The organism is Phenylobacterium sp. (assembly GCF_030698145.1).
GTDB lineage: Bacteria > Pseudomonadota > Alphaproteobacteria > Caulobacterales > Caulobacteraceae > Phenylobacterium.
The window spans coordinates 30,405-52,574 of the sequence record NZ_JAUYNW010000131.1; the positions used below are offsets into that span (position 1 = coordinate 30,405).

Sequence of the window (22,170 nt, forward strand, 5' to 3'; positions counted from 1 at the left end):
CTAGGGCAGCCAGGTCCAGGTCACCTTGAGCTGGGCGTAGAGCGCGCCGACCAGGTTCATGTAGTCGTCGGTCCAGGGTCGGGCGAGCGTCGGGTCGGTTTGGCTCCAGCGCTTGTCGGCCTCGTACGGCGCCAGGGCCTTCAGGCTCTTGGTGACCAGAAGGGCGTCCTCGTCCGACTCCCAGAGCACCGGACTGCTCTTGGCGGAGTCGTGGCGCTGAATCAGGGCGAAGCCGCCCGCCGCCTCCGCCACCGCCATGGCTGGCCCGCGAAGCTCGAGGTTGCGGTTGGACAGGTGGAGGATCAGCACCCCGTCCGGCTTCAGCTTGGCCAGATAGCCGCGCATCGCCTCGACCGTCAGCAGGTGAGCCGGCACGGCGTCGGAGGAGAAGGCGTCGATCAGCAGCACGTCGAAACTGTCGTTCGGCTGCTTGGCCAGCGTCAGGCGCGCGTCGCCGAGGACATAGTCGATCTTACCCCCGGCGCAGGTGGTGGTGTAGCTGAAGTGCTTCGGATCGGTGGAGATCTTGATGACCAGCGGGTCGATCTCGAAAAAGGTCAGTCGGTCGCCCGGCCGCGTATAGGCGGCCACGGCGCCGGTCCCCAGGCCCACGGCGCCGATCCTCAGGGCGTTGGGCCCGGCATAGCCTCGGGTAAAGATCTGACCGATGGGCGTCTCGGGCGCGTAATAGACCAGAGGACGGCAGTCGTACCTCGGGTCCTGCGCCTGGGCGCCGTGCAGGGTGGTGCCGTGCGACAGCATCCGCACCTGTCCGCCCAGGCCCGGCACCGGCATCTCCGACTGGCGCACCACGCCGAAGAAGCTGCGCCAGCTCTGCCGCACATCGACCCGGTCGCCGACCACCTCCGCCCCCACCGACAGCAGGACGATGAGGCCGAAGAACACGATGGTCCGTCGCCGGGAGATGAAGGCCATGACCACGGCGGCGGCCAGGGCCAGCTTGACCAGGATCCCGACGTTCCCCTCCAGGCCGTAGATGCCCGCCAAGATCGGGGCCGCGACGGACGCGGCGGTTCCCAGGGCGAAGGTCACCCAGCGCCAGGGCTCGATGGGTCCCCAGCCCGGACGGACCAGGCAGGCCAGGGCCAGGATCAGCGGATACTCCCAGACATTGTTGAAGATCACCGGGGCGACGAAGGCGTTGAACGATCCACCGACCACCCCGCCGAACGACATCCAGAGATAGAACTCGGTCAGGTGGGCGGGCTTCGGCCGCCGGGCCACCAGCGCCTGGTGGCACATCAGGGCGGTGAGGAAGAAGGCCGCCAGGTGGATGAAGAGCTGCAGCAGGAAGTTCGAGCTCTTGAACGGCAGCAGGCCCGCGCAGGCCGCGACCGCCGCGGCCTGGAACAACAGCGTATTGGTCTGCGAGATCAGCGGCTTCTCGGAGAAGGCGATGATGAAGGTCAGCAGGTAGAGCGCCAGGGGCACCACCCAGAGGAAGGGCGCCGAGGCCACGTCCGTCGTCAGATGGGTGGTGACCCCCAGCATCAGGCTGGAAGGGATGGCGGCCAGCGCGATCCAGACCAGGCGCTCACGCCAGACCGGCGCGGGCCCGGCCTCGGCCACCACGGTCTCGATGGCGGTCGACTTGGCGCGGGAAACCGCCAGGGCCAACGCGCCTATCAGCAGGATGAAGGTCCCGTAGCCGAGGCTCCAGCCCAGGGTCTGGTTCTTCAGGGTGGCCAGGGGTTCGACCAGGGCCGGATAGGCCAGCAGGGCCAGCAGGCTGCCGAGGTTCGAGGCGGCGTAGAGCACATAGGGTTCGGCGCCGGTCTCGGCGTGGACCGTGCGGGCGTGCCAGGCCTGGAGCAGGGGCGCTGTCGCCGACAGCACAGCGAAGGGCGCGCCGATGGAGACCGCCAGGACCCCCAACAGCCACAGCGAGGGATGCTCGGAGTTGGGCTCTCCCATCAAATCCGACACGTGAAGCGGCAGGGTCAGGGCGGCCAACAGCAGGGCGCCGATATGAACCAAGGCCTGGGTGCGGATCGAGGCGATCCGCTGCAGCAGGTGGGCGTAGACGTATCCGGCCAGCAGCGCCGTCTGGAAGAAGGCGATGGAGGTGTTCCACACCGAGGGGCTGCCGCCCAATAGCGGCAGCACCAGCTTGGCCACCATGGGTTGAACCATGAACACCAGGCCGGCGCTGGAGAAGATGGTCACCGCGAACAAGGCGGGAGAAACGCTGGCGCTGGGCCGTATGGCCGTATCAACAGAGGTCATGGGCTCGATTCGGCTTGTATCCGCAGCAGCGGCGATGTTGTGGTCTCGCCTTCGCCTTGCCTAGACATTTGGAGTCGCCGCCATGTTTTCCCTGGAGATCGTCACCCTGGCGCGGCTGCTGATCGACGAAGCCCGGGAGCGGTCCCTGCGGATCGTCACCGCCGAGAGCTGCACCGGCGGGCTGGTGGCCGCCGCCATCTGCTCGATCCCCGGCGCCTCCGACGTCTTCGAGCGCGGCTTCGTCACCTACACCAACCGGGCCAAGCAGGAGATGCTGGGGGTTCCCGGCGACCTGATCGCCGACCTGGGCGCGGTGTCCGAACCGGTGGCCCGGATGATGGCCGAGGGCGCCCTGGAGGCCTCCAACGCCCATGTCGCCGTGGCGGTCACCGGCGTGGCCGGGCCTGGCGGCGGCACGCCGCTGAAGCCGGTCGGCACTGTCCACATCGCCACCGCGCGGACCAATCATGGTCTGCAGCATCGCTCGGAACTATTCGACTGCGAGACCCGCGCCGAGATCCAGGAACTGGCGGTGCAGGCCGCGCTGCAGGCCCTGCGCGACCGGATAAGCTAGCCGTAGAGCGCCTTCGCGCGGGCCTCGAAACAGCCCATCAGCTTGTCCACGGCGTGATGGAAGTTGGCCGAAAGCAGACCGGCGAGCAGACGGGATTTGAATTCAAAATCTATATCGAATTCGATCTTCGTGCCGCCCGGGACCTCGACGAAGCGCCAGCGATTGGCGAGCTTGCGGAACGGTCCAGACAACAGGCCCACCTCGATCTGGCGAGCGGCGGCGTCGCGCCGAACGCGGGTGGAGAATTTCTCCTTCAGGAACGAAAACCCTACCCCGGCCTGGGCGTCGACCGTGCTTACGCTCTCACCTTCGCTACGTGCGTTCCACGTGCGCATCGAGACGATCCACGGCACGAACTGCGGATAGGCCTCGACGTCGCCGACCAGGGCGAAGAGCTGGTCGGGCGTGTAGGGCAGCGTCTTCTCGACGTGATGCTGCAACGGATCTAGGCCGCCGCGTCCTTGGCGAGCCGCGCGGCCTTCAGCCGGGCGAAATCCTCGCCGGCGTGGTGCGACGATCGCGTCAGCGGGCTGGCCGAGACCATGAGGAAGCCCTTGGCCCGGGCGATCTCCTCCAGGGCGTTGAACTCGTCGGGATGGACGAAGCGGTCCACGGCGGCATGCTTGCGGGTCGGCTGCAGGTACTGGCCGATGGTCAGGAAGTCGACGCCGGCCGAACGCATGTCGTCCATGACCTGCATGACCTCTTCTTTGGCCTCGCCCAGGCCGACCATCAGGCCGGACTTGGTGAACTGGGTGGGATCACGCTCCTTCACCCGCTCCAGCAGGCGCAGGGAATGATAGTAGCGCGCGCCGGGCCGGATGGTCAGGTAGAGCCGCGGCACGGTCTCCAGGTTGTGGTTGAAGACATCGGGCTTGGCGTCGATCACCAGCTCGGCGGCGGCCGTGGGTTTGCGCAGGAAGTCCGGGGTCAGGATCTCGACCGTCGTGCCCGGGGCCGCGGTCCGGATCGCGCGCACCACGGCGGCGAAGTGCGCGGCGCCGCCGTCCGGAAGGTCGTCGCGGTCAACCGAGGTGATGACAACGTGCTTCAGGCCCATCTTGGCCACCGCGTCGCCGACGCGGGCGGGCTCGGTGGGATCGAGCGCGATGGGCTTGCCGGTGGCCACATTGCAGAAGGCGCAGGCTCGGGTGCAGATCTCGCCCATGATCATCATGGTGGCGTGGCTCTGGGTCCAGCACTCGCCGATGTTCGGGCAAGCCGCCTCCTCGCAGACGGTCGTGAGGCCGTGTTCCTTCACGATGGCGCGGGTGGCGTTGTAGCCGGACGAGCCGGGCGCGCGCACGCGCAGCCACTCGGGTTTGCGCAGCATCGGTGTGTCCGGCCGGGCCTGCTTTTCGGGGTGGCGCGGACGCGCGCCGCTGAGCGTATCGATGACGGTCGCCATGGCGCCTAGATCGGCTTTCGAGGCCCGCGGATCAAGCCGTGATTGAGCGGCTGAGCGCCGCATGGTCAAACTTGGCCATGTTCCGTGCGTCTGTGATCGTCGCCTTGCTCCTCGGTCTCGCGGCGTGCGGACGCGACGAGGCGCGCGCGCCGTTCGCCGAGAGCCGGGTTCCACCATCGCTGGGCGCGAGGTTCCAGCCCCCCGAGGGTTGGGCCTGGGGGTTCATCCGCACGGGCCTCAATCCCGTTCAGCGCTATGGCGTGGCCAGCACCTCGCGGGTTCCCCGCGCCATCGTGGTCATCACGCCCGGCTATGGCGAGAGCGCTGAGGTCTGGTTTGAGACGGTTCGCGACCTGGTGGCGGAGGGCTACACGGTCTGGATCCTCGACCGCGCCGGCCAAGGCGGGTCCGAGCGCTTCGTGCTGCCCCGGGATCTGGGTCACGCCCCCAACTTCGACCCCGACGTCACCGGCCTGATGCACCTCCTGAAGGTGGTGGTCCGCGCGCCGGATGAGACGCCGGTCGTGCTGCTGGGACACGCCGACGGCGCGGTCGTGGCCCTGGCGGCGGTCGAGGCGGGCCTGAGGGTCGACGGGGTCATCGCCTCCTCGCCCTGGCTGGAGCCGGGCGTCGCCCCATCGGTCGCCCTGCCCGGCGTCAACCGCCTGCCCCCGCCCGGCTGGCGGAGCTGGACCCGCGACGGACCCGACGACCTGGCGCGCAAGCACACTCACGACCCCTGGCGCGGCGCGGTCGGCCAGGCCTGGCAGACCGCCAATCCGGACCTACGGATGTCGGGTCCCAGCCGGGGCTGGACCGCCGCGCACCGCACCATGAGCCGCAAGGTGGCCAATCGCGCCGCCTCTGCGCGGACGTCCATCCTGATGCTGAACCCCGGTTCGGAGAGCGCGTCGCTATGCGCAAGGGCCCCGGAATGCCGGACGGTTCCGATCGCCGCGGCGCGCCGCGCCCTGCACTTGGAAGCCGATCCATGGCGCGGTATCTGGCGGACGGAGGTTTTGAAGTTCATCGCCAGCGCCGTCTCTGCACGTCGCGTTAATCCGTAATATCAATATGTTACGACCACATTTTGCCGCGAAACTAACGGTTCGGCCCTCACGGTCTGTAACATATCTTTTCAATGACGGGCCCGGGCGATAGGCTCCGCCGCAATGAGCATGGCGGGACGATCGGGGAGGTTGTCGCCTTTGTCGCGTAATCTGGAATCCACTGGGGCCGAGCTTTCGCTGTTCGACGCCCTCATCGCCGCGCGCGCCAAGTACGGCGCCAAGAAGCCGATCCTGGAAGACCAGGAGCGCAATCCGCTGACCTATACCGACCTGGTCCGCGGAGCCTTCGCCCTAGGCCGCAAGATCGCCGGCATGACCTCGCGGGGCGAGCACGTGGGCATCCTGCTGCCGTCCAGCTCGGCGGTCGTGGTCACGTTCTTCGGCCTGCACGCCTTCGGCCGCACGCCCACCATGCTGAACTTCACGGCGGGCATCCGTAATCTGAAGGCGGCCTGCGAGCTGGCCGGGGTCAAGCGCGTGCTGACGTCCCACCGCTTCGTCGAGCAGGGCAAGCTGCACGACCTGATCGACGCCCTGGAGACCGTGGCCCAGGTCACCTACCTTGAGGACGTGCGCGAGAAGATCGGCCTGGCCGACAAGCTCTACGCCGCGGCCGCGGCTGCCCTGCCGATGAATTTCCGCGCCGAGACCAAGCCCTCGGACCCCGGCGTCATCCTGTTCACCTCGGGCAGCTTCGGCGCCCCGCGCGGCGTTGTGCTGACCCAGGCCAACCTGATCGCCAATGTGAACCAGATCGCGGCCCACATTCCGCTCGACCCGTCATGGGTGATGTTCAATCCCCTGCCGACCTTCCACTGCTTCGGCCTGACCGGTGGAGCGCTGCTGCCGATCCTCAAGGGCATGAAGGCCTTCGAGTACCCATCGCCCCTGCACGTCAAGCAGATCCCGCCGCTGATCAAGGATACCGGCGCCTCGATCCTGTTCGCCACCGACACCTTCCTGAACCAGTACGCCCGCGCCGCCGATCCGGGCGAGCTCTCGGGCCTGCAGTTCATCGTTTGCGGCGCTGAAAAGGTTCGCGAAGAGACCCACAACCTGATCCGTGACCGGTTCGGTGACGTGCCGGTGCTGGAGGGCTACGGCGCGACCGAGGCCGCTCCGGTGATCGCGGTGAACAAGCCCACCGACAACCGTCGCGGTACGGTCGGCGGCCTGCTGCCCGGCATCGAGACCCGGCTGGAGCCGGTGGAGGGCATCCCGGGCGGCGGGCGGCTGTTTGTGCGCGGGGCCAACATCATGGCGGGCTACCTGACAGCGGGCGGCGTGATCGAGTCCCCGCCCGACGGCTGGCACGACACCGGCGACGTGGTCGACATCACCGAGGACGGCTGGATCAAGATCCTCGGCCGGGTGAAGCGCTTCGCCAAGGTGGGTGGTGAGATGGTCTCGCTGACGGCCGCCGAGGACATCGCCACCGCCGTCTGGCCCAACAGCCGCCACGCGGTGATCGCCATGCCCGACGCCAAGAAGGGCGAGCGCCTGGTGCTGGTCACCGACCGCCGCGATGCGGACTCGACCCCGTTGGTGGCCCACGCCCAGGCGATCGGCGCGCCCGAACTGGCCGTGCCGCGCAAGATCATCAAGGTGACCGAGGTCCCGGTGCTTGGCACCGGCAAGACCGACTATGTGGCGATCCAGCGGATGGCGGAAGCCGACGGACTGCGCGCCGCCTGACGATCAACGCGGCCGCGGGGCCGTCTAGGGGGAGACCTTTATGCCGAACCTCAGCCTTTGGACGCCGCGGGTGCTCAGCATCCTGCGGTTGATCACCGCCCTGCTCTTCATGCAGCACGGCTTGATGAAGCTGTTCGACTTCCCGGGGCCGCAGCCGGGCGCGCCCGATCCCCTGCCGCCGATCCTGATGGCGGCCGCCTGGCTCGAAGTGATCGGCGGCGGCCTGATCGCCGTCGGCCTCTTCACCCGCATCGTGGCGTTCGTCTGCTCGGGTCAGATGGCGGTGGCCTATATCGTCGCCCATGGCAGCCAGGGCTTCTGGCCCGCGCTGAACCAGGGCGAACTGGCGATCATGTTCTGCTTCGTCTTCCTCTATCTGGTGTTCGCGGGGGGCGGAGCCTGGAGCATCGACGCCCAGGTCCGTAAGCGGCCCTGAGTGGAATCAGGTTGCGGCGGGCAAACTCAAGGCTTCCAGCGCGCGACCGACACTGCCGGCCGCAGCTTGAGTCTGCTCGCTCAAGGCTTTGATTTCTTGAGCGATCACGGCGAAGCTGCGGCCCGCCTCGCCGGCCCGAGCCGCCTCAATGAGGGCGTTGAAGGCGATCAGCTTGACGCGCAGGCCGAGCGTCTCGATCTCCGACAGCGTCGAGACGGCCATGCGGCGGGCCTCCTCGGTGTGCGCCTTCTCCGACCGAATGGCCGTCGAGAGGTCGGCCTCGAAGGCGCGCGCAATGCGGTTCAAAGCGGCGAGCAACTCGCCAGCCGTCAGGTCCGCGAGGGCGACCAGCTGCGGCTGGGCGGGATCGCCGCGCCCGAGCCGAAGCGCGCAGTCTTCGGCCTCGACGGCGAACCGCTCGATGAGCTTGAGATAGGCGCTCTCCTCGCCGTGGAGTAGGCGGCCCACACTTTGTGAGAACAGGGGCGGCAGGTCGGTCGCGGCGTCACCTTCGACCAGGATGCGGCTGTTGGTGCGGAACTCGGCCAGGGCTTCGGCGGCCTTGCGTATCAAGTCCTCCCGCGATCGTGGCGAGGATGCTCCACAGCTGAGGCCCAGGAACATGACGGTGCGGTGCGACAGCATCCGCTGCTTGCCAGAGAGGTTGATCAGGGCGCCGAGCGCGGCGCGCTCTCGATCGACCGCCTCAGCCCGCCGATCGGCGCTTCCACCTGGCTCGCTGGCCGATGTGATCGTACGCCCGGCCACCATGGCGCAACACATCCTACCGCTCCATTAGCGACCCCGGACCGGTCACCCCGTCCCTTATGTCCTCAACCTTCGATGGAACAGGCACGCGCGCAGGTCCACCCGTCGACGGTGAAGCTCATACAAATGTTCGCTTCATATCGTCCGGCGCCTTCGGCGTAGGCGCCGGGGGTTAGAACCGGTGCAATCCGTGGGCCGAAGGGCCTGCGTGGGTCAGATGTGCAGGACCCGGCCGTAGGCGTCGAGGACGGACTCGTGCATCGCCTCGCTCATGGTCGGGTGCGGGAAGACCGTGGCCATCAGCTCGGCCTCGGTGGCCTCCAGGGTGATCGCCAAGGTGAAGCCCTGGATCATCTCGGTGACCTCCGCCCCGATCAGGTGCGCGCCGATCAGCGCCCCGGTCTTCTCGTCGAAAACGGTCTTCACAAAGCCTTCGAGCTCGCCCGAGGCGATGGCCTTGCCATTCACCCGGAACGGGAAGCGGCCGACCTTGATCGCGAGCCCCTGCTCCTTGGCCTGGGCCTCGGTCAGGCCCACCGAGGCGATCTGCGGGTTCGAATAGGTGCAGCCCGGGATCGGGGAGGTCAGGTTGGCGGGCTTGAGGCCCGCGATGTGCTCAATGCAATGCACGCCCTCGTGGCTGGCCTTGTGGGCGAGCCAGGGGGGACCGGCCACATCGCCGATGGCGTAGAGGCCCGCGACGCCGGTGCCGCCGTGGCCGTCGGTGACCACGTGGCTCTTCTCGATCTTCACGCCCAGGCCCTCGAGGCCCAGGTCCTCGACATTGCCGGCGATGCCCACGGCGACGATGGCGACGTCGGCGGCGAGCGTCTCGGTCTTGCCGCCGGCCTCAAGCTCGATCGACACGCCGGTCCTTGACGTCGTCAACTTCTTGACGCTGGCCCCGACGCGGAACTTCAGGCCCCGCTTCTCGAAGGCCTTGTGGGCGGCCTTGGAAACCTCCTCGTCCTCCACCGGCAGGATACGCGGCAGGGCCTCGACGACGGTCACTTCCGAACCCAGGGCCCGGTAGAAGCTGGCGAATTCGATGCCGATGGCGCCCGAGCCGATCACCACCAGGGTCTTGGGCGTGGTCTTGGGGACCATGGCTTCGCGATAGGTCCAGACCCGTTCGCCGTCCGGCGCCAGGCCGATGGCCGGGATCGTGCGCGCCCGCGCCCCGGTCGCCAGGATCACGTGCTTGGCCTGGGCGCTGCGCGAGCCGCCGGCCTTGAGCGCCACCACGACCTTGGGAGCCCCCTGTCCCTTCTCGAGCTTGGCGATCCCCTCGATCACCTCGATCTTGTGCTTCTTCATCAGGAAGGCGACGCCGGCGTTGAGCTGGCCGGCCACCTTGCGAGAGCGTTCGATGACCTTGGAGAAGTCGAACGAAGCCTTCTCCACCTTCACGCCGTAGTCGGACAGGTGGCTCAGGTTCTCGTAGGCCTCGCCGGACTTGAGCAGGGCCTTGGTGGGGATGCATCCCCAGTTCAGGCAGATGCCGCCCAGGGCCTCGCGCTCGACGATGGCGGTCTTAAAGCCGAGCTGGCTGGCGCGGATGGCGGTCACATAGCCGCCCGGCCCCGAACCGATGACGATGACGTCGAAATCCATGTGGCTAGCCTCAGACGATCATCGTGATGGGATCTTCGATCAGGGCCTTGAAGGCCTGCAGCCAACGGGCCCCGATGGCCCCGTCGACCACCCGATGATCGCAGGTGAGCGTGACGGTCATCACCGTGGCGACCTTGAGCTCACCGTTCTTGACGACCGGCCGCTGCTCGCCCGCCCCCACCGACAGGATGCAGCCCTGCGGTTCGTTGATGATCGAGGCGAACGACTTGATGCCGAACATGCCCAGGTTGGACACCGAGAAGGTGCCGCCCTGGAACTCTTCGGGCTTCAACTTGCGGGTCCGGGCGCGCTCGGCCAGGTCCTTGGCTTCAACGGCGATCTGGGCCAGGCCCTTGGTCTCGCACTTGCGGATGATCGGGGTGATCAGGCCACCGTCGATGGCCACCGCCATGGCGATGTCGGCGTTGTGGTGCATGGCGATGCCTTCGGGCGAATAGGAGGCGTTGGCCTCCGGCACCCGCGCCAGGGCCACGGCCGCGGCCTTCAGCACGAAATCGTTGACGCTGACCTTGACCCCCTGCTTCTCCAGCATGGCGTTGATCTTGGTCCGCGCCGCCAGCAGGCCGTCGATCTCCAGATCGATGGTCAGCGGGAAGTGCGGGATGTCGCGGAAGCTGTCGGTCATCCGCCGGGCGACGGTCTTCTTCATGCCGTCCAGGGGCACGAGGTCGTAGGTCCCGTCGGGGATGCCCATCTGGGCCAGGCTCTGGACCTGGCGGGCCGGCGCGGGCGCTCCGGCGGCCGGCGCCGCGGCGGGGGTCTTGGCTGAGGGCGTGGCGCCCTCGACGTCGCGCTTGATGATCCGGCCGTGCGGGCCGGAACCCACGACCTTGGCGAGGTCCAGGCCCTTCTGCTCGGCGATCCGGCGGGCCAGGGGCGAGGCGAAGACCCGTTCGCCGTTGGTCTGGGCTGCGGGGGCCTGGGCCGCAGAGGTCTGGGCCGCAGGCGCGGCCTTGGCGGCCGGCGCGGGCTCAGCCGCCGCGGGTTTGGCCGCTTCGGCCTTGGGCGCTTCGGCCTTCGGAGCCTCGGCCTTGGGCGCGGGCGGTGCGGAGCCGGAGTCCTCGCCGGAGAGGCGGGCGATCGGGGTGTTGACCTTCACCCCCTCGGAGCCTTCCGCCACCAGGATGTCTTCGATGACGCCCTCGTCGACGGCCTCCACCTCCATGGTGGCCTTGTCGGTCTCGATCTCGGCGATCACGTCTCCCGAGGAGACCTTGTCGCCCTTCTTCACGTGCCACTTGGCGAGCGTGCCCTCCTCCATGGTGGGAGACAGGGCGGGCATCAGGACGTCGATGGACATGGCTTTTCTGAACTCGTCAGGAAGGTTCGAGCGACAGGCGCGCCAGCTGGTCGGCGTTGGCCTCCCAGTTGGCGCCGTCGAAGGCGGTGATCTCGAGGCGCAGGGCCTCGTCCAGGCAGCGGGCGTTGACCGACCAGCCATCCGGGTTGGAGCGCGGGCGATAGAAGCTCTTGATCCCGCACTCCGAGCAGAACAGGTGACGCGCCACCCGGCTGTTGAAGGTGTATTCCGCGAGCCGCTCGGCGCCCTTGGTCAGCCGAAACCGGCTCTCCGATACGATGACGTGCAGATAGCCCGTCTTGGCGCACATGGAGCAGTTGCAGCTCTGCGCCTCGACGACCTCAGGCAAGGCCACCTCGAACCGGACGCCGCCGCAATGGCAGCCCCCGGCGCGCCAGGTGAAGGGGTCGGTCATTTGTAGCAGACCGCCTTGGCCGCCTTGACGATGTCCTCCACAGACGGCAGCGACAGGGCCTCCAGGTTGGCCGCGTAGGGCAGCGGTACGTCCTTCTGGCAGACCCGCGCAGGCGGGGCGTCCAGATAGTCGAAGCCGTGCTCGATCACCCGGGCGATCACCTCGGCGCCGACGCCCATGGGCCCCCAGCCTTCCTCGGCGGTGACTAGGCGGTTGGTTTTCTTGACGCTCTCGACGATGGTCGCGTGGTCGAGCGGTCGCAGGGTGCGCAGGTCGATGACCTCGGCGTCGATCCCCTCGGCCGCCAACTCCTCGGCCGCCTTGAGCGCCAGGCCGACCATCCGCGAGTGGGCGGTGATGGTGACGTCCTTGCCGACCCGGCGGACCTTGGCCTTGCCGATCGGCACGAGCCAGTCGATTCCCTCCGGGACGTCGAACTCCTGGCCGTACATCATCTCGTGCTCGAGGAAGACGACGGGGTTCGGGTCGCGGATCGCGGCCTTCATCAGGCCCTTGGCGTCGGCCGCGTCGTAGGGCGCCACGACCTTCAGACCCGGCACCTGGGCGTACCAGGAGGAATAGTCCTGGCTGTGCTGGGCGCCGACGCGGGAGGCCGCGCCGTTCGGTCCGCGGAACACGACCGAGCATTTGATCTGGCCGCCCGACATGTAGAGGGTCTTGGCCGCCGAATTGATGATGTGGTCGATCGCCTGCATGGCGAAGTTCCAGGTCATGAACTCGATGATCGGCTTGAGGCCGGCCATGGCCGCGCCCACGCCCAGCCCGGCGAAGCCGTGCTCGGTGATCGGGGTGTCGATGACCCGCTTGTCGCCGAACTCCTGGAGCAGATCGCGCGAGACCTTGTAGGCGCCCTGGTACTGGGCGACTTCCTCGCCCATCAGGAACACCTTGTCGTCGGCGCGCATCTCCTCGGCCATGGCGTCGCGCAGGGCGTCGCGAATGGTGGTCTTGACCAGCTTGACGCCCTCCGGAAGCTCCGGGTCGCGCAGCTCGACCTTCGGGGCGACGGGGGCGGCCGGCGAGGCGGCCACGGTTGGTTGCGGCTGCGGGGCTTCGGCGACGGCTTTGGCCTTGGCCTCGCCGTTGGACTTGGGCGGCGGAGGCGCCGCGCCGTCGCCGCCGGACAGCCGGGCGATGGGCGTGTTGACCTTCACCTCCTCGGTGCCTTCGGCGACCAGAATCTCCTCGATCACGCCTTCGTCGACAGCCTCGACCTCCATGGTCGCCTTGTCGGTCTCGATCTCAGCGATCACGTCGCCGGAACGTACGGAATCGCCCTTCTTCACGTGCCACTTGGCGAGCGTGCCCTCCTCCATGGTGGGAGACAGGGCGGGCATCAGGACGTCGGTCACTGGGCGGCCTCCAGGTAGACGTCCGTATAGAGCTCGGAGGGGTCCGGTTCGGGACTGGTGCGGGCGAACTCGGCGGCGTCGGCGACGATGCGCTTGACCTCCGCGTCGATGGCCTTCAGGGCGACCTCGTCGGCCCAGCCGCGCTTGGTGAGCAGCTCCTGGGCGTGGTCGATGGGGTCGCGGGTCTTACGGACCTCGTCGACCTCGTCGCGGGTGCGGTACTTGGCCGGGTCGCTCATGGAGTGGCCGCGATAGCGGTAGGTCTTCATCTCGAGGATGTAGGGCCCCTTGCCCGAACGGGCGTGGGCGGCGGCCTTGCCGGCCGCGGCCTTGACCGCCAGCACGTCCATGCCGTCGACCTCCTCGCCCGGGATCAGGAACGAGGCGCCGCGCTTGTGCAGGCGCGTCTCGGCGGAGGAGCGCTCGATGGAGGTGCCCATGGCGTACTGGTTGTTCTCGATCACGTAGACGACCGGCAGGTTCCAGAGCTGGGCCATGTTGAAGCTCTCATAGACCTGACCCTGGTTGGCCGCCCCGTCTCCGAAATAGGTGAAGCTGACCTTCTTGTTGTCCCGGTAGTGGTTGGCCAGCGCCAGGCCCGTGCCCAGCGCCACCTGGGCGCCTACGATGCCGTGACCGCCGTAGAAATCGGCCTCGGTCGAGAACATGTGCATCGACCCGCCCTTGCCCTTGGACGATCCGCCGGCCCGGCCGGTCAGCTCGGCCATGACCTCGCGCGGATCCATGCCGCAGGCCAGCATGTGGCCATGGTCGCGGTAACCGGTGATCACCTGATCCCCCGGCTCCTTGATCGCCTGGACGCCGACCGCGATCGCCTCCTGACCGATGTAGAGATGGCAGAAGCCGCCGATCAGGCCCATGCCGTAAAGCTGTCCCGCCCGCTCCTCGAAGCGGCGGATCAGCAGCATGTCGCGATAGTATTTGAGAAGCTCGTCCTGGGTCACAGGTCCTTCTACAACACCATTGACACCGGTGTCAGCACTCTTCCGCCGAGCAGCAGAGCCCGCTTGCCCACGCGCCATTCGTCTCTCCCGTAGGATTGCATCATCGCGGTTACGCTCCGCGTTTCCGGTTGCCTAGAACGACTGAGTCCGCCCTAAGGCTTCAAGCGGATCACATAGTCGTTCGGATGCGCGAAGCCTAGCAGGGAACGGGCGCGTTCTTCCAGAAGATCGGCCGAAAGGCTCGTATCTCTCAGAAGCTGAGCACGCGCCTCCAAATCCTGCCTCTGGGTACGCAGAACCGCCAGTTCCTGGGTCTTTGCCGCAAGTGTGGCGTCGCGCTGGGTTGACGACAGGAGGCCCCGCTCACCCGTGAAGGCGTGGTACCCGAAATAGAAGATCAGGAACGCCAGGGCCGCTGTGGGCAAATAGGAACGAAGGCGGGCGAGCACGGGCGAATCTGAGACTCCTGAACACCGCTATCTCACGCATTCGTGCTTAATTTCAGGTTACGCCGCCCTCTTCCGGGCCCTGCGGCGAAAGCAACACCGCCACGACCATGTCGGCTGTGACATTGAACAGCGTCTTGAACATGTCGGGAATCGAGTCGATGGCGATCAGCAGGGCCAGGCCCTCCAGCGGCAGGCCCAGCGCCGAATAGAGCGGCGCCTGCAGCATCAGGCCCGCGGACGGCACGCCGGGCGTCGTGGCGCCGATCAGGACGCCCGCGCCGGCGCTGGCGAGGATGGCGAAGGGCGTGAGGTCGAGGCCGTAGAGCCGGCTCACGAAGGCCACGCCCAGGATCGTGGCGATGGCGTGCTGCAGTTTGAAGGTCGAGACCGCCACGGGCAGCACCAGGTCGGCCACTTGGGGACGCAGGCGCAGGTCGTCGTGGCCGGCCTTGATCAGCGCCGGCAAGCTGGCCAGGGAGGACCGGGAGCTCAGCCCGACCGCCTGGACCGGCAGCATGGCCACGGCGAACCGCCGCCAGCCGACCCGGCCGCCGAACACCGCCACGGGGTAGAGCATCAGGGTTCCGAGTAGATAGAGCCCGATCGATACGGCCAGGAAATAGCCGACCGCCCCTGCCCCGGCGGCGCCCAGATTGACGCCGAGCGCGAAGCCCAGGGCCAGGACCCCGATCGGCGCCAGGGCCACGACCCAGCGGACCAGGATGAGCATCACGTCGGCCACGGCGCGGAACGCCTCGACCACCCGCGTTCGGGTCGCGGGCGGCGCGTGGGCCGTGGCCAGGGCGAAGGCGACGGTGAACACCAGCAGCGGCAGCAGGGCGGCGTCGGCGGCGGCCTTGACGACGTTGGAGGGCACCAGGGAGACCAGCCATTCGCTGGCGGTGACCGGCGCGGCGGGCGGCGGCTGGGCCGCCTGGGCCATCAGGGCGGTCGTGGCGGCCGGGTCCAGCCTCACCGCGCTCATCAGCGCTGGACTGACCGCGAAGCTGGCCAAGGTGAAGGCGACCAGCAGGCCCAGGAACAGCAGGACCATCCGCAGGCTCAGCGCGCCCGTCTGCTTGAGGTCGCCCGATCCGGCGATGGCGACCACCAGCAGCGGGACGATCAGCGGGATGACGGTCATGCGCAGGGCGTTGACCCAGAGCTGGCCGACCGGGGCCACGATCTCCTGCGCCCTGGCGCCCCAGGGGCTACCGTGTCCCAGGACCCCCAGTGTCAAGCCGATCGCCAGGGCGGCGATCACCCAAGCCGCCGATGAAGTCGCAAGCCGTCTCATCGCCGCCCCTGAGCCCCTGTTGGAGGAGCCTACAGGGGCTCAGCAACGATTTGAAACAGGCTACAGGTGCTTGATCGCCCTGGCGCCCAGATAGATGGCCTGGTCGCCCAGTTCTTCCTCGATCCGCAGGAGCTGGTTGTACTTGGCGGTGCGATCCGAGCGCGACAGGGAGCCGGTCTTGATCTGCCCGCAGTTGGTGGCCACGGCCAGGTCGGCGATGGTGGCGTCCTCGGTCTCGCCCGAGCGGTGGCTCATCACCGCGGTGTAGGCGGCGCGATGGGCCATATCCACGGCGTCCAGGGTCTCCGACAGGGTGCCGATCTGGTTGACCTTGACCAGGATCGAGTTGGCCAGGCCCTGCTGGACGCCCAGCGCCGAGAGCCGCGCCGGGTTGGTCACGAAGAGATCGTCGCCCACCAGCTGGATCTTGGCGCCCAGCTTGTCGGTGAGCAGCTTCCAGCCCTCGAGGTCGTCTTCGGCCATGCCGTCCTCAATGGTGACGATCGGGAACTTGGCCACCAGGCCGGCCAGGTAGTCGACCATGCCGCCCGGATCGAGGCTCTTGCCCTCCCCGTCCATGACGTACTTGCCGCCCTTGAAGAATTCCGTGGAGGCCGCGTCCAGGCCCAGGTGGAAATCGTCGCCGGCTTTGTAGCCCGCCGCCTGACCGGCCTTGACGATGAAGGCCAGGGCCTCCTCGGCCGAGCCGATGTTGGGCGCGAAGCCGCCCTCGTCGCCGACATTGGTGTTGTGGCCGGCGTCGTGCAGCGCCTTCTTCAGCGCGTGGAAGATTTCGGCGCCCATGCGCAGACCCTCGGCGAAGGTGTCGGCGCCGGTGGGCAGGATCATGAATTCCTGGATGTCGATCGGGTTGTCGGCGTGGGCGCCACCATTGATGATGTTCATCATCGGCACCGGCAGGACGCGGGCTGAGACACCGCCCACGTACTTGTAGAGCGGCAGACCGGCGCTGATCGCCGCGGCCTTGGCGGCGGCCAGGCTGACGCCCAGGATCGCGTTGGCGCCGAGGCGCGACTTGTTGGGCGTGCCGTCCAGTTCGATCAGCAGCTTGTCGAGGCGGCGCTGGTCCTCGGCGTCGACGCCGCAAAGCGCATCGTAGATCTCGCCGTTGACCGCATCGACCGCCTGCAGGACGCCCTTGCCGAGATAGCGTTTCTTATCGCCGTCCCGTTTCTCCACCGCCTCGTGGGCGCCGGTGGAGGCGCCGGAGGGCACCGCCGCGCGGCCCATGGCGCCGTCTTCCAGGATCACGTCAACCTCGACCGTCGGGTTGCCGCGGCTGTCCAGGATCTCCCGGGCGGTGATGTCGACGATCTCGGTCATGGAAGCTCCTTGGCGTTTCGCCGGGACCCTTAGCCAGCTTCGACCGTCGGGGCAATCTTGGGCGGCCCTTGAGCTTGGTGCGGGTTCGTGGCGTGTTGGACGGCGTGAGCGACGCCTTCGTCCTGCTGGAAGATGGAAAGCCCGTGGCCCAGGCGCGCGGCGACCTGGTCGTGCCGTGGTGGAGCTTCGGCAAGACGGTGATCGCCGCGACCGCGCTGCGCCTGGTCGAGCAAGGCCGACTCTCGCTGGACGATGGCCGCGACGGCTCCACGCTGCGCCAGCTGCTGACGCATGAGGCGGGTCTGGGCGACTACGGCGGGCTTCCGGCCTATCACCGCGCCGTGGCCGGCGGCGACGCGCCCTGGACTCGCGACGAGATGCGGGCCCGCGCCAGGGCCGACCGCCCGGTCTTTGGCCCCGGCGAGGGCTGGGCCTATTCGAACATCGGATATCTGGCGGCCCGCGAGCGGATCGAGCAGGCCTACGGCGGCGATCTCGGCGACGCCGCGCGGGCGCTGGTGCTGGCGGCGTTGGACGTCGAAGGCGCACGACTGGCCCGGACCGCCGACGACCTGGACGGCGTCCGCATGGGCTCGGCGCAGGGCTATGATCCAGCCTGGGTCTATCACGGCCTGTTCGTCGGCCCGCTCCTCGCCGCCGCAGAGGTCCTGGATGGGCTCTTTGGGCCAAGCTCGCCGCTGTCGGAGGCGTCCCAAGCCTTGATGCTGAAACGTCTGGAACTGCCAGAACACAATCGCCCCCCGTGGGCGCTTGCAGCCTATGGGCTTGGCCTAATGTGCCCCACGACGACGCAGGGCTGGACGGCCGCGGGCCACACCGGCGGCGGGCCCGGCAGTGTCGTGGCTGTCTATCGCCGAACCGACGGGCCGAGACGCGCCGCCGCAGCGTTCTCGCTGGGGGACGACCAGACGCCGGTCGAGCGCCGCGTTCTCGATCTCCTGGCGGATGGCCCGCCTTGACTTGAGCCGGCGCACTCCGATTCATGCGCCCATGCTGCTCACCGAAAAGACCGCCGACGGCGTCGCCGTCGTGACCCTGAACCGGCCCGAGGCCATGAACGCGCTCTCCAAGGCGCTCCGGGCCGCCCTGCACGAGGCGCTGGTGGCGCTGGAGGCTGACCCCGAGGTGCGGGTGATCGTCCTGACCGGCGCGGGCGAACGCGCCTTCACGGCCGGCCTGGACCTCAAGGAGTTGGGCGGCGACCCGGATGGCCTGCGCGCCGCCAACGCCGTCGAGCCCTCCGAAAACCCCGCCTGGGCGGTCATCGCCAGCAAGAAGCCGGTGATCGGCGCGATCAACGGCGTGGCCATCACCGGTGGGTTCGAGCTGGCCCTGGCCTGCGACGTGCTGATCTGCTCGACCAACGCCCGGTTCGCCGACACCCATGCGCGGGTCGGGATCACGCCGGGCTGGGGCCTCTCGCAGAAGCTGTCGCGCGCCATCGGCCCCTATCGCGCCAAGGAGCTCTCGCTCAGCGGCAACTTCCTCGACGCCAAGACCGCCTATGAGTGGGGCCTGGCCAACCGCGTGGTGGAGCCGGCCGACCTGATGCCTGCGGCGCGGAAACTCGCCTCGGAAATGGCTACGATCGATACCGAGATGCTGGTGACCTACAAGGCGATGATCGACGACGGGTACGAGCTGTCCCTGCGCCGTGGCCTGGAGCTGGAGCACGCCCGCTCCACGGTCCACAACCGGCACGTGACCCCCGAGATGGTCGAGGCCCGCCGCGCGGCGATCCAGGCGCGGGGAAGGACCCAGAAACCCAGTTAGGAGACGGCCGATGACCTTCCAGAGCTGCACACCCCTGCTGAATGTCGGCAGCATCGAGCGTTCGCTCGGCTTCTGGCGCGATCTGGTCGGCTTCGAGGTGGTCGGCAAGTTCGAGGAAGCCGGCGTGCTGCGGTGGATCCGCCTCAGGTCCGGCGACGTCGACCTAATGCTCAACGCGCCCGACAAGGTGCGGGGCAAGGCGCGGGCGGTCCCGGACACCTACACTGACGCGGTGCTCTATTTCGCCGTGCCGTCGGTCCAGGCCATGTGCGAGGTCCTCCGCGCCAAGGGCTTCGACGCGCCAGACCCCAAGACGGAGGACTACGGCGTCGAAGAGGTGCTGCTGCGCGACCCGGACGGCTACGAGGTCGCCTTCACCAGCCCGACAGCGGGCTAGGCGGAAAACGAAAACTGCCCCGATCGCTGGGCGAACGGAGCAGTCACGTGTCTCGATAGGGCCGGTGCGACGCCGAACGGCGTCGCGAGGACGACTAGTCTTCCTTCGGCGTCATGACCTGGCGGCCTTTGTACATGCCGGTCTTCAGGTCGATGTGGTGGGGGCGCTTCAGTTCGCCGGTTTCCTTGTCTTCGACATAGGAATTGGCGCCGAGGGCGTGGTGCGAGCGCCGCATGTTGCGCCGCGACGGGGATACTTTGCGCTTAGGAACGGCCATGGGAGGATCTCGCAGGCGTGGAAAATAGAGACGGCGGCCGAACGACCGGCCGCCGACGTGAGCGCGGGTGTATGCCCCAAAGCCTGCTTCGTTTCAAGCCTCGCCCGAAAACAGCTTCACGAGCCGCTTCGGCGCCACATTGAGCCAGGCCAGTTTCAGCAGCAAAGCCAGGGTGTCGAGGTCGGTTTTCTCAAACCAGACATAGGTCCAGCCGTGCTGCGGATACCACTCGGCCTCCACGACGATCCCCGGATGGGCGGCGACCAGGTTGAGCTGATCTTCCCGGTCCAGCTTCAGGACGATTCGCGGCCGGTCGAGGTGGACCGTGCAGTAGATCTTCTTGTTCACCCGGAATGACGGGATGCCGTGATGGTCGGCCTCGTAGCCTTCGGGCAGATCGAGGGCCAGGCGCCGGATGTCGTCGCGGGTGGGCATGGCGTGAGCCTCGCCCGGAATGCCCGCCTAGACCAGCCGGCTCCGTTCCTTGGCCGCGCCGATGAAGCTCGCGAACAGCGGATGCGGGTCGAAGGGACGGCTCTTCAGCTCCGGATGAAACTGCACGCCGACGAACCAGGGGTGGTCGGCCCGCTCGCAGATCTCCGGCAACACCCCGTCCGGCGACAGGCCGGAGAAGGACAGGCCCGTCCGCTCGATGGCGTCCCTGTAGTCGATATTGACCTCGTAGCGGTGCCGGTGGCGCTCGCTGATGGTCGGACCGCCATAGATGCCGGCGACCTTGGAGTTGGCCGCCAGGACCGCATCGTACGCCCCCAGGCGCATGGTGCCGCCCAGGGCGTCGCCCTCCTTGCGGACCTCGCGCTCGTTGCCGCGGGTCCACTCGGTCATCAGGCCGACGATGGGCTCCGATGTCGGGCCGAACTCGGTCGATGAGGCGTGCTTGATGCCCGCCAGGTTCCGGGCCGCCTCGATCATGGCCATTTGCATCCCGAAGCAGATGCCGAAATAGGGCACCTCGTGCTCGCGGGCGAACTGGACGGCGCGGATCATTCCCTCCGAACCGCGCTCGCCGAAGGCGCCGGGGACCAGGACCCCGTGCACGCCGGTCAGGCGCTCGGAGATCAGCCCCTCCTCCCGCTCGAAGGCCTCGCCCTCGATCCAGTCGAACTTGACGCGGACATTGCTGGCCACGCCCCCGTGGATCAGCGCCTCGACCAGCGATTTATAGGCGTCGGTCAGGCCGGTGTACTTGCCGACGATGGCGATGTTGACCTCGCCGTCGGGGTTGGTCAGGGCGTTGGAGATCGCCTGCCAGCGCGAGAGGTCGGGCGCCGGGGCGGTCTCGCTCATGCCGAACACGTCCAGCACTTCGCGGTCCAGGCCCTGGGCGTGATAGTCCAGCGGCACGTGGTAGATGTTGGGGCTGTCCATCGCCTGGATCACGGCGCTCTCGCGGACATTGCAAAACAGGCCGATCTTGCGCCGTTCGCTCTCCGGGATCGGCTGCTCGCAGCGGCACAGCAGGATGTCGGGCTGGATCCCGATGGACCGCAACTCCTTGACCGAGTGCTGGGTCGGCTTGGTCTTCATCTCCCCGGCCGTCTTGATGTAGGGCAGCAGGGTCAGGTGGATGTAGCAGGCGTGGCCGCGGGGCAGTTGCTGGCCGAGCTGGCGGATCGCCTCGAAGAACGGCAGGCCCTCGATGTCGCCGACCGTGCCGCCGATCTCGACCAGCACGAAGTCGACGCCCTCGCCCGGATCGCTCAGCACGAAATTGCGGATCTCGTCGGTGACGTGGGGGATCACCTGGACCGTCGCGCCCAGATAGTCGCCGCGCCGCTCCTTCTCGATGATCGTCTTGTAGATCTGGCCCGTGGTGATGTTGTCGGCCTTGGTGGCGTTCACCCCCGTGAAGCGCTCGTAGTGGCCGAGGTCCAGATCGGTCTCAGCCCCGTCGTCGGTCACGAAGACCTCGCCGTGCTGATAGGGGCTCATCGTCCCTGGATCGACGTTCAGATAGGGGTCGAGCTTGCGCAGGCGCACGCCGTAGCCGCGAGCCTGCAGCAAGGCCCCGAGGGCGGCGGAAGCGAGACCTTTTCCCAAGGAGGAGACCACGCCGCCGGTGATGAAAATGTACCGGGTCATGGGCGTTCAGATTAGCTCTGATTCGGAGACGGCGCCCCGTGGTGATTCGCATTGAGCTGTGGATCGCACCGCCTGGGCCTGCGGCATCTTGGCCAATACATGGCCTGAGGGCCGCTTTCGCGGCCCTTGGGTTGGTTTCACGATCACACTGAACTCAGGGGTTGGACGGCGCGGGGGCGGGCGCGGGCGCGGCCGGCTGTTCACCGGCGAAGGGGTTGCGGACCTGCGGCGTCGGAGCCGTCAGGGGCGTGGGCGCCGCCGTGGCGGGCTGGGTCGGCGCCGGAGCCGCCGGCCGGTTCAGGCTGTTGGGGTCGATGGCGTCGATCTTCAGGTTGTCGACCACCGAGGAGGCGCCGCGCTCGCTGCCGGCCAGCAGGGTCAGGGCCAAGCTCAGCACGAAGAACACCGTGCCCAGGATCCAGGTGATCCGCGTGAGCAGGTCGCCGGCGCCTCGCGCGCTCATGAAGCCGGTGGGCCCGCCGCCCATGCCGAGCGCGCCGCCTTCGGAGCGCTGCAGCAGCACCACGCCGATGAGCGAGATGCAGACGATGATGTGGATGGTGAGCAGAATGCCGAGCAGCATGACGTGGTCCGATGCGTTCGGGCGGTCGCCCGCGCCGAAA

23 protein-coding genes are annotated in these 22,170 nt (G+C 67.9%); 7 read left to right on the top strand and 16 right to left on the bottom strand.

The annotated features are described in order from the left end of the window. Positions 1–2,247, bottom strand: coding sequence for a spermidine synthase (locus Q8Q77_RS18645; protein WP_305585362.1), 2,247 nt, complete (start codon positions 2,245–2,247; stop codon positions 1–3). Positions 2,248–2,329: 82 nt separating this feature from the next. Here Q8Q77_RS18645 and Q8Q77_RS18650 point away from each other — a divergent pair, with 82 nt between their 5' ends. Then, positions 2,330–2,821, top strand: a complete 492-nt coding sequence (locus Q8Q77_RS18650) for a CinA family protein (RefSeq protein WP_305585364.1) — start codon at positions 2,330–2,332, stop codon at positions 2,819–2,821. Here Q8Q77_RS18650 and Q8Q77_RS18655 read toward each other — a convergent pair. After that, positions 2,818–3,261 (bottom strand): type II toxin-antitoxin system RatA family toxin, encoded by a 444-nt coding sequence (locus Q8Q77_RS18655; RefSeq protein ID WP_305585365.1) that lies wholly within the window; start codon positions 3,259–3,261, stop codon positions 2,818–2,820. The genes Q8Q77_RS18650 and Q8Q77_RS18655 overlap by 4 nt on opposite strands. A 5-nt stretch (positions 3,262–3,266) precedes the next feature. Beyond that, entirely contained in the window at positions 3,267–4,229 is a 963-nt protein-coding gene (lipA, locus tag Q8Q77_RS18660) for a lipoyl synthase (protein WP_305585366.1), read from the bottom strand. A 77-nt stretch (positions 4,230–4,306) separates the two neighbouring features. Here lipA and Q8Q77_RS18665 point away from each other — a divergent pair, with 77 nt between their 5' ends. The 3 genes from Q8Q77_RS18665 to Q8Q77_RS18675 all read left to right on the top strand — a co-directional run bounded on the left by Q8Q77_RS18665 (position 4,307) and on the right by Q8Q77_RS18675 (position 7,430). Continuing rightward, on the top strand, positions 4,307–5,296 hold the full coding sequence (locus Q8Q77_RS18665; protein WP_305585367.1) for an alpha/beta fold hydrolase: 990 nt from the start codon (positions 4,307–4,309) through the stop codon (positions 5,294–5,296). A gap of 141 nt (positions 5,297–5,437) precedes the next feature. After that, positions 5,438–6,994 (top strand): AMP-binding protein, encoded by a 1,557-nt coding sequence (locus Q8Q77_RS18670; RefSeq protein WP_371130480.1) that lies wholly within the window; start codon positions 5,438–5,440, stop codon positions 6,992–6,994. Positions 6,995–7,034: 40 nt separating this feature from the next. Further along, positions 7,035–7,430, top strand: coding sequence for a DoxX family protein (locus Q8Q77_RS18675; RefSeq protein ID WP_305585371.1), 396 nt, complete (start codon positions 7,035–7,037; stop codon positions 7,428–7,430). 6 nt (positions 7,431–7,436) lie between these two features. Here Q8Q77_RS18675 and Q8Q77_RS18680 read toward each other — a convergent pair whose 3' ends face one another. The 9 genes from Q8Q77_RS18680 to eno all read right to left on the bottom strand — a co-directional run bounded on the left by Q8Q77_RS18680 (position 7,437) and on the right by eno (position 16,976). Next, a complete protein-coding gene (locus Q8Q77_RS18680; protein WP_305585372.1) occupies positions 7,437–8,213 on the bottom strand; it encodes a methyl-accepting chemotaxis protein in 777 nt (258 codons plus the stop codon). A gap of 198 nt (positions 8,214–8,411) precedes the next feature. Next, complete coding sequence (gene lpdA, locus Q8Q77_RS18685) at positions 8,412–9,812, bottom strand: dihydrolipoyl dehydrogenase (RefSeq protein WP_305585373.1); 1,401 nt, start codon at positions 9,810–9,812, stop codon at positions 8,412–8,414. Between the two features lie 10 nt (positions 9,813–9,822). Further along, a complete protein-coding gene (locus Q8Q77_RS18690; RefSeq protein WP_305585375.1) occupies positions 9,823–11,133 on the bottom strand; it encodes a pyruvate dehydrogenase complex dihydrolipoamide acetyltransferase in 1,311 nt (436 codons plus the stop codon). A gap of 16 nt (positions 11,134–11,149) precedes the next feature. Further along, positions 11,150–11,548: a GFA family protein gene (locus Q8Q77_RS18695; protein WP_305585377.1), complete on the bottom strand. Its 399-nt coding sequence runs from the start codon at positions 11,546–11,548 to the stop codon at positions 11,150–11,152. Then, positions 11,545–12,921: a pyruvate dehydrogenase complex E1 component subunit beta gene (locus Q8Q77_RS18700; protein ID WP_305585380.1), complete on the bottom strand. Its 1,377-nt coding sequence runs from the start codon at positions 12,919–12,921 to the stop codon at positions 11,545–11,547. Before Q8Q77_RS18700 ends, Q8Q77_RS18695 begins: the two co-directional genes overlap by 4 nt. Next, positions 12,918–13,964, bottom strand: a complete 1,047-nt coding sequence (gene pdhA / locus Q8Q77_RS18705; protein ID WP_305585383.1) for a pyruvate dehydrogenase (acetyl-transferring) E1 component subunit alpha — start codon at positions 13,962–13,964, stop codon at positions 12,918–12,920. Before pdhA ends, Q8Q77_RS18700 begins: the two co-directional genes overlap by 4 nt. 74 nt (positions 13,965–14,038) lie before the next feature. Further along, positions 14,039–14,335, bottom strand: coding sequence for a septum formation initiator family protein (locus Q8Q77_RS18710; RefSeq protein WP_305585385.1), 297 nt, complete (start codon positions 14,333–14,335; stop codon positions 14,039–14,041). 52 nt (positions 14,336–14,387) lie between these two features. Further along, on the bottom strand, positions 14,388–15,599 hold the full coding sequence (locus tag Q8Q77_RS18715) for a dicarboxylate/amino acid:cation symporter (protein WP_305585386.1): 1,212 nt from the start codon (positions 15,597–15,599) through the stop codon (positions 14,388–14,390). 93 nt (positions 15,600–15,692) lie between these two features. Beyond that, on the bottom strand, positions 15,693–16,976 hold the full coding sequence (eno, locus tag Q8Q77_RS18720; protein ID WP_305585387.1) for a phosphopyruvate hydratase: 1,284 nt from the start codon (positions 16,974–16,976) through the stop codon (positions 15,693–15,695). 104 nt (positions 16,977–17,080) lie between these two features. Here eno and Q8Q77_RS18725 point away from each other — a divergent pair, with 104 nt between their 5' ends. Genes Q8Q77_RS18725 through Q8Q77_RS18735 form a run of 3 tightly spaced genes read left to right on the top strand, consistent with a single transcriptional unit; the run spans position 17,081 to position 19,167 of the window. Further along, positions 17,081–17,956, top strand: a complete 876-nt coding sequence (locus tag Q8Q77_RS18725) for a serine hydrolase (protein WP_305585388.1) — start codon at positions 17,081–17,083, stop codon at positions 17,954–17,956. A 31-nt stretch (positions 17,957–17,987) separates the two neighbouring features. Beyond that, positions 17,988–18,770: an enoyl-CoA hydratase gene (locus Q8Q77_RS18730; RefSeq protein WP_305585389.1), complete on the top strand. Its 783-nt coding sequence runs from the start codon at positions 17,988–17,990 to the stop codon at positions 18,768–18,770. Between the two features lie 10 nt (positions 18,771–18,780). Next, complete coding sequence (locus Q8Q77_RS18735) at positions 18,781–19,167, top strand: VOC family protein (RefSeq protein ID WP_305585390.1); 387 nt, start codon at positions 18,781–18,783, stop codon at positions 19,165–19,167. 94 nt (positions 19,168–19,261) lie between these two features. On the opposite strand, the gene rpmF is transcribed toward Q8Q77_RS18735, so the two are convergent. The 4 genes from rpmF to secG all read right to left on the bottom strand — a co-directional run. Beyond that, on the bottom strand, positions 19,262–19,444 hold the full coding sequence (gene rpmF, locus Q8Q77_RS18740; RefSeq protein WP_305585392.1) for a 50S ribosomal protein L32: 183 nt from the start codon (positions 19,442–19,444) through the stop codon (positions 19,262–19,264). A 93-nt stretch (positions 19,445–19,537) separates the two neighbouring features. Then, on the bottom strand, positions 19,538–19,879 hold the full coding sequence (locus Q8Q77_RS18745; RefSeq protein ID WP_305585393.1) for an MmcQ/YjbR family DNA-binding protein: 342 nt from the start codon (positions 19,877–19,879) through the stop codon (positions 19,538–19,540). A gap of 27 nt (positions 19,880–19,906) precedes the next feature. After that, positions 19,907–21,547 (bottom strand): CTP synthase, encoded by a 1,641-nt coding sequence (locus tag Q8Q77_RS18750; RefSeq protein WP_305585395.1) that lies wholly within the window; start codon positions 21,545–21,547, stop codon positions 19,907–19,909. Positions 21,548–21,701: 154 nt separating this feature from the next. Beyond that, positions 21,702–22,170 (bottom strand): preprotein translocase subunit SecG (gene secG, locus Q8Q77_RS18755; RefSeq protein ID WP_371130481.1); only part of this gene is annotated, 469 nt, incomplete at its 5' end.

What these genes read in the sequence shown, in the direction of transcription:
- Q8Q77_RS18690 (WP_305585375.1), bottom strand. Translation starts at nt 11,133, where the DNA reads ATGTCCATCGACGTCCTGATGCCCGCCCTGTCTCCCACCATGGAGGAG.
- pdhA (WP_305585383.1), bottom strand. Translation starts at nt 13,964, where the DNA reads ATGGCGCGTGGGCAAGCGGGCTCTGCTGCTCGGCGGAAGAGTGCTGAC.
- Q8Q77_RS18665 (WP_305585367.1), top strand. Translation starts at nt 4,307, where the DNA reads ATGTTCCGTGCGTCTGTGATCGTCGCCTTGCTCCTCGGTCTCGCGGCG.
- Q8Q77_RS18645 (WP_305585362.1), bottom strand. Translation starts at nt 2,247, where the DNA reads ATGACCTCTGTTGATACGGCCATACGGCCCAGCGCCAGCGTTTCTCCC.
- Q8Q77_RS18730 (WP_305585389.1), top strand. Translation starts at nt 17,988, where the DNA reads ATGCTGCTCACCGAAAAGACCGCCGACGGCGTCGCCGTCGTGACCCTG.
- lipA (WP_305585366.1), bottom strand. Translation starts at nt 4,229, where the DNA reads ATGGCGACCGTCATCGATACGCTCAGCGGCGCGCGTCCGCGCCACCCC.
- lpdA (WP_305585373.1), bottom strand. Translation starts at nt 9,812, where the DNA reads ATGGATTTCGACGTCATCGTCATCGGTTCGGGGCCGGGCGGCTATGTG.
- Q8Q77_RS18695 (WP_305585377.1), bottom strand. Translation starts at nt 11,548, where the DNA reads ATGACCGACCCCTTCACCTGGCGCGCCGGGGGCTGCCATTGCGGCGGC.
- Q8Q77_RS18745 (WP_305585393.1), bottom strand. Translation starts at nt 19,879, where the DNA reads ATGCCCACCCGCGACGACATCCGGCGCCTGGCCCTCGATCTGCCCGAA.
- Q8Q77_RS18675 (WP_305585371.1), top strand. Translation starts at nt 7,035, where the DNA reads ATGCCGAACCTCAGCCTTTGGACGCCGCGGGTGCTCAGCATCCTGCGG.
- Q8Q77_RS18650 (WP_305585364.1), top strand. Translation starts at nt 2,330, where the DNA reads ATGTTTTCCCTGGAGATCGTCACCCTGGCGCGGCTGCTGATCGACGAA.
- Q8Q77_RS18735 (WP_305585390.1), top strand. Translation starts at nt 18,781, where the DNA reads ATGACCTTCCAGAGCTGCACACCCCTGCTGAATGTCGGCAGCATCGAG.
- Q8Q77_RS18750 (WP_305585395.1), bottom strand. Translation starts at nt 21,547, where the DNA reads ATGACCCGGTACATTTTCATCACCGGCGGCGTGGTCTCCTCCTTGGGA.
- eno (WP_305585387.1), bottom strand. Translation starts at nt 16,976, where the DNA reads ATGACCGAGATCGTCGACATCACCGCCCGGGAGATCCTGGACAGCCGC.
- Q8Q77_RS18680 (WP_305585372.1), bottom strand. Translation starts at nt 8,213, where the DNA reads ATGTGTTGCGCCATGGTGGCCGGGCGTACGATCACATCGGCCAGCGAG.
- rpmF (WP_305585392.1), bottom strand. Translation starts at nt 19,444, where the DNA reads ATGGCCGTTCCTAAGCGCAAAGTATCCCCGTCGCGGCGCAACATGCGG.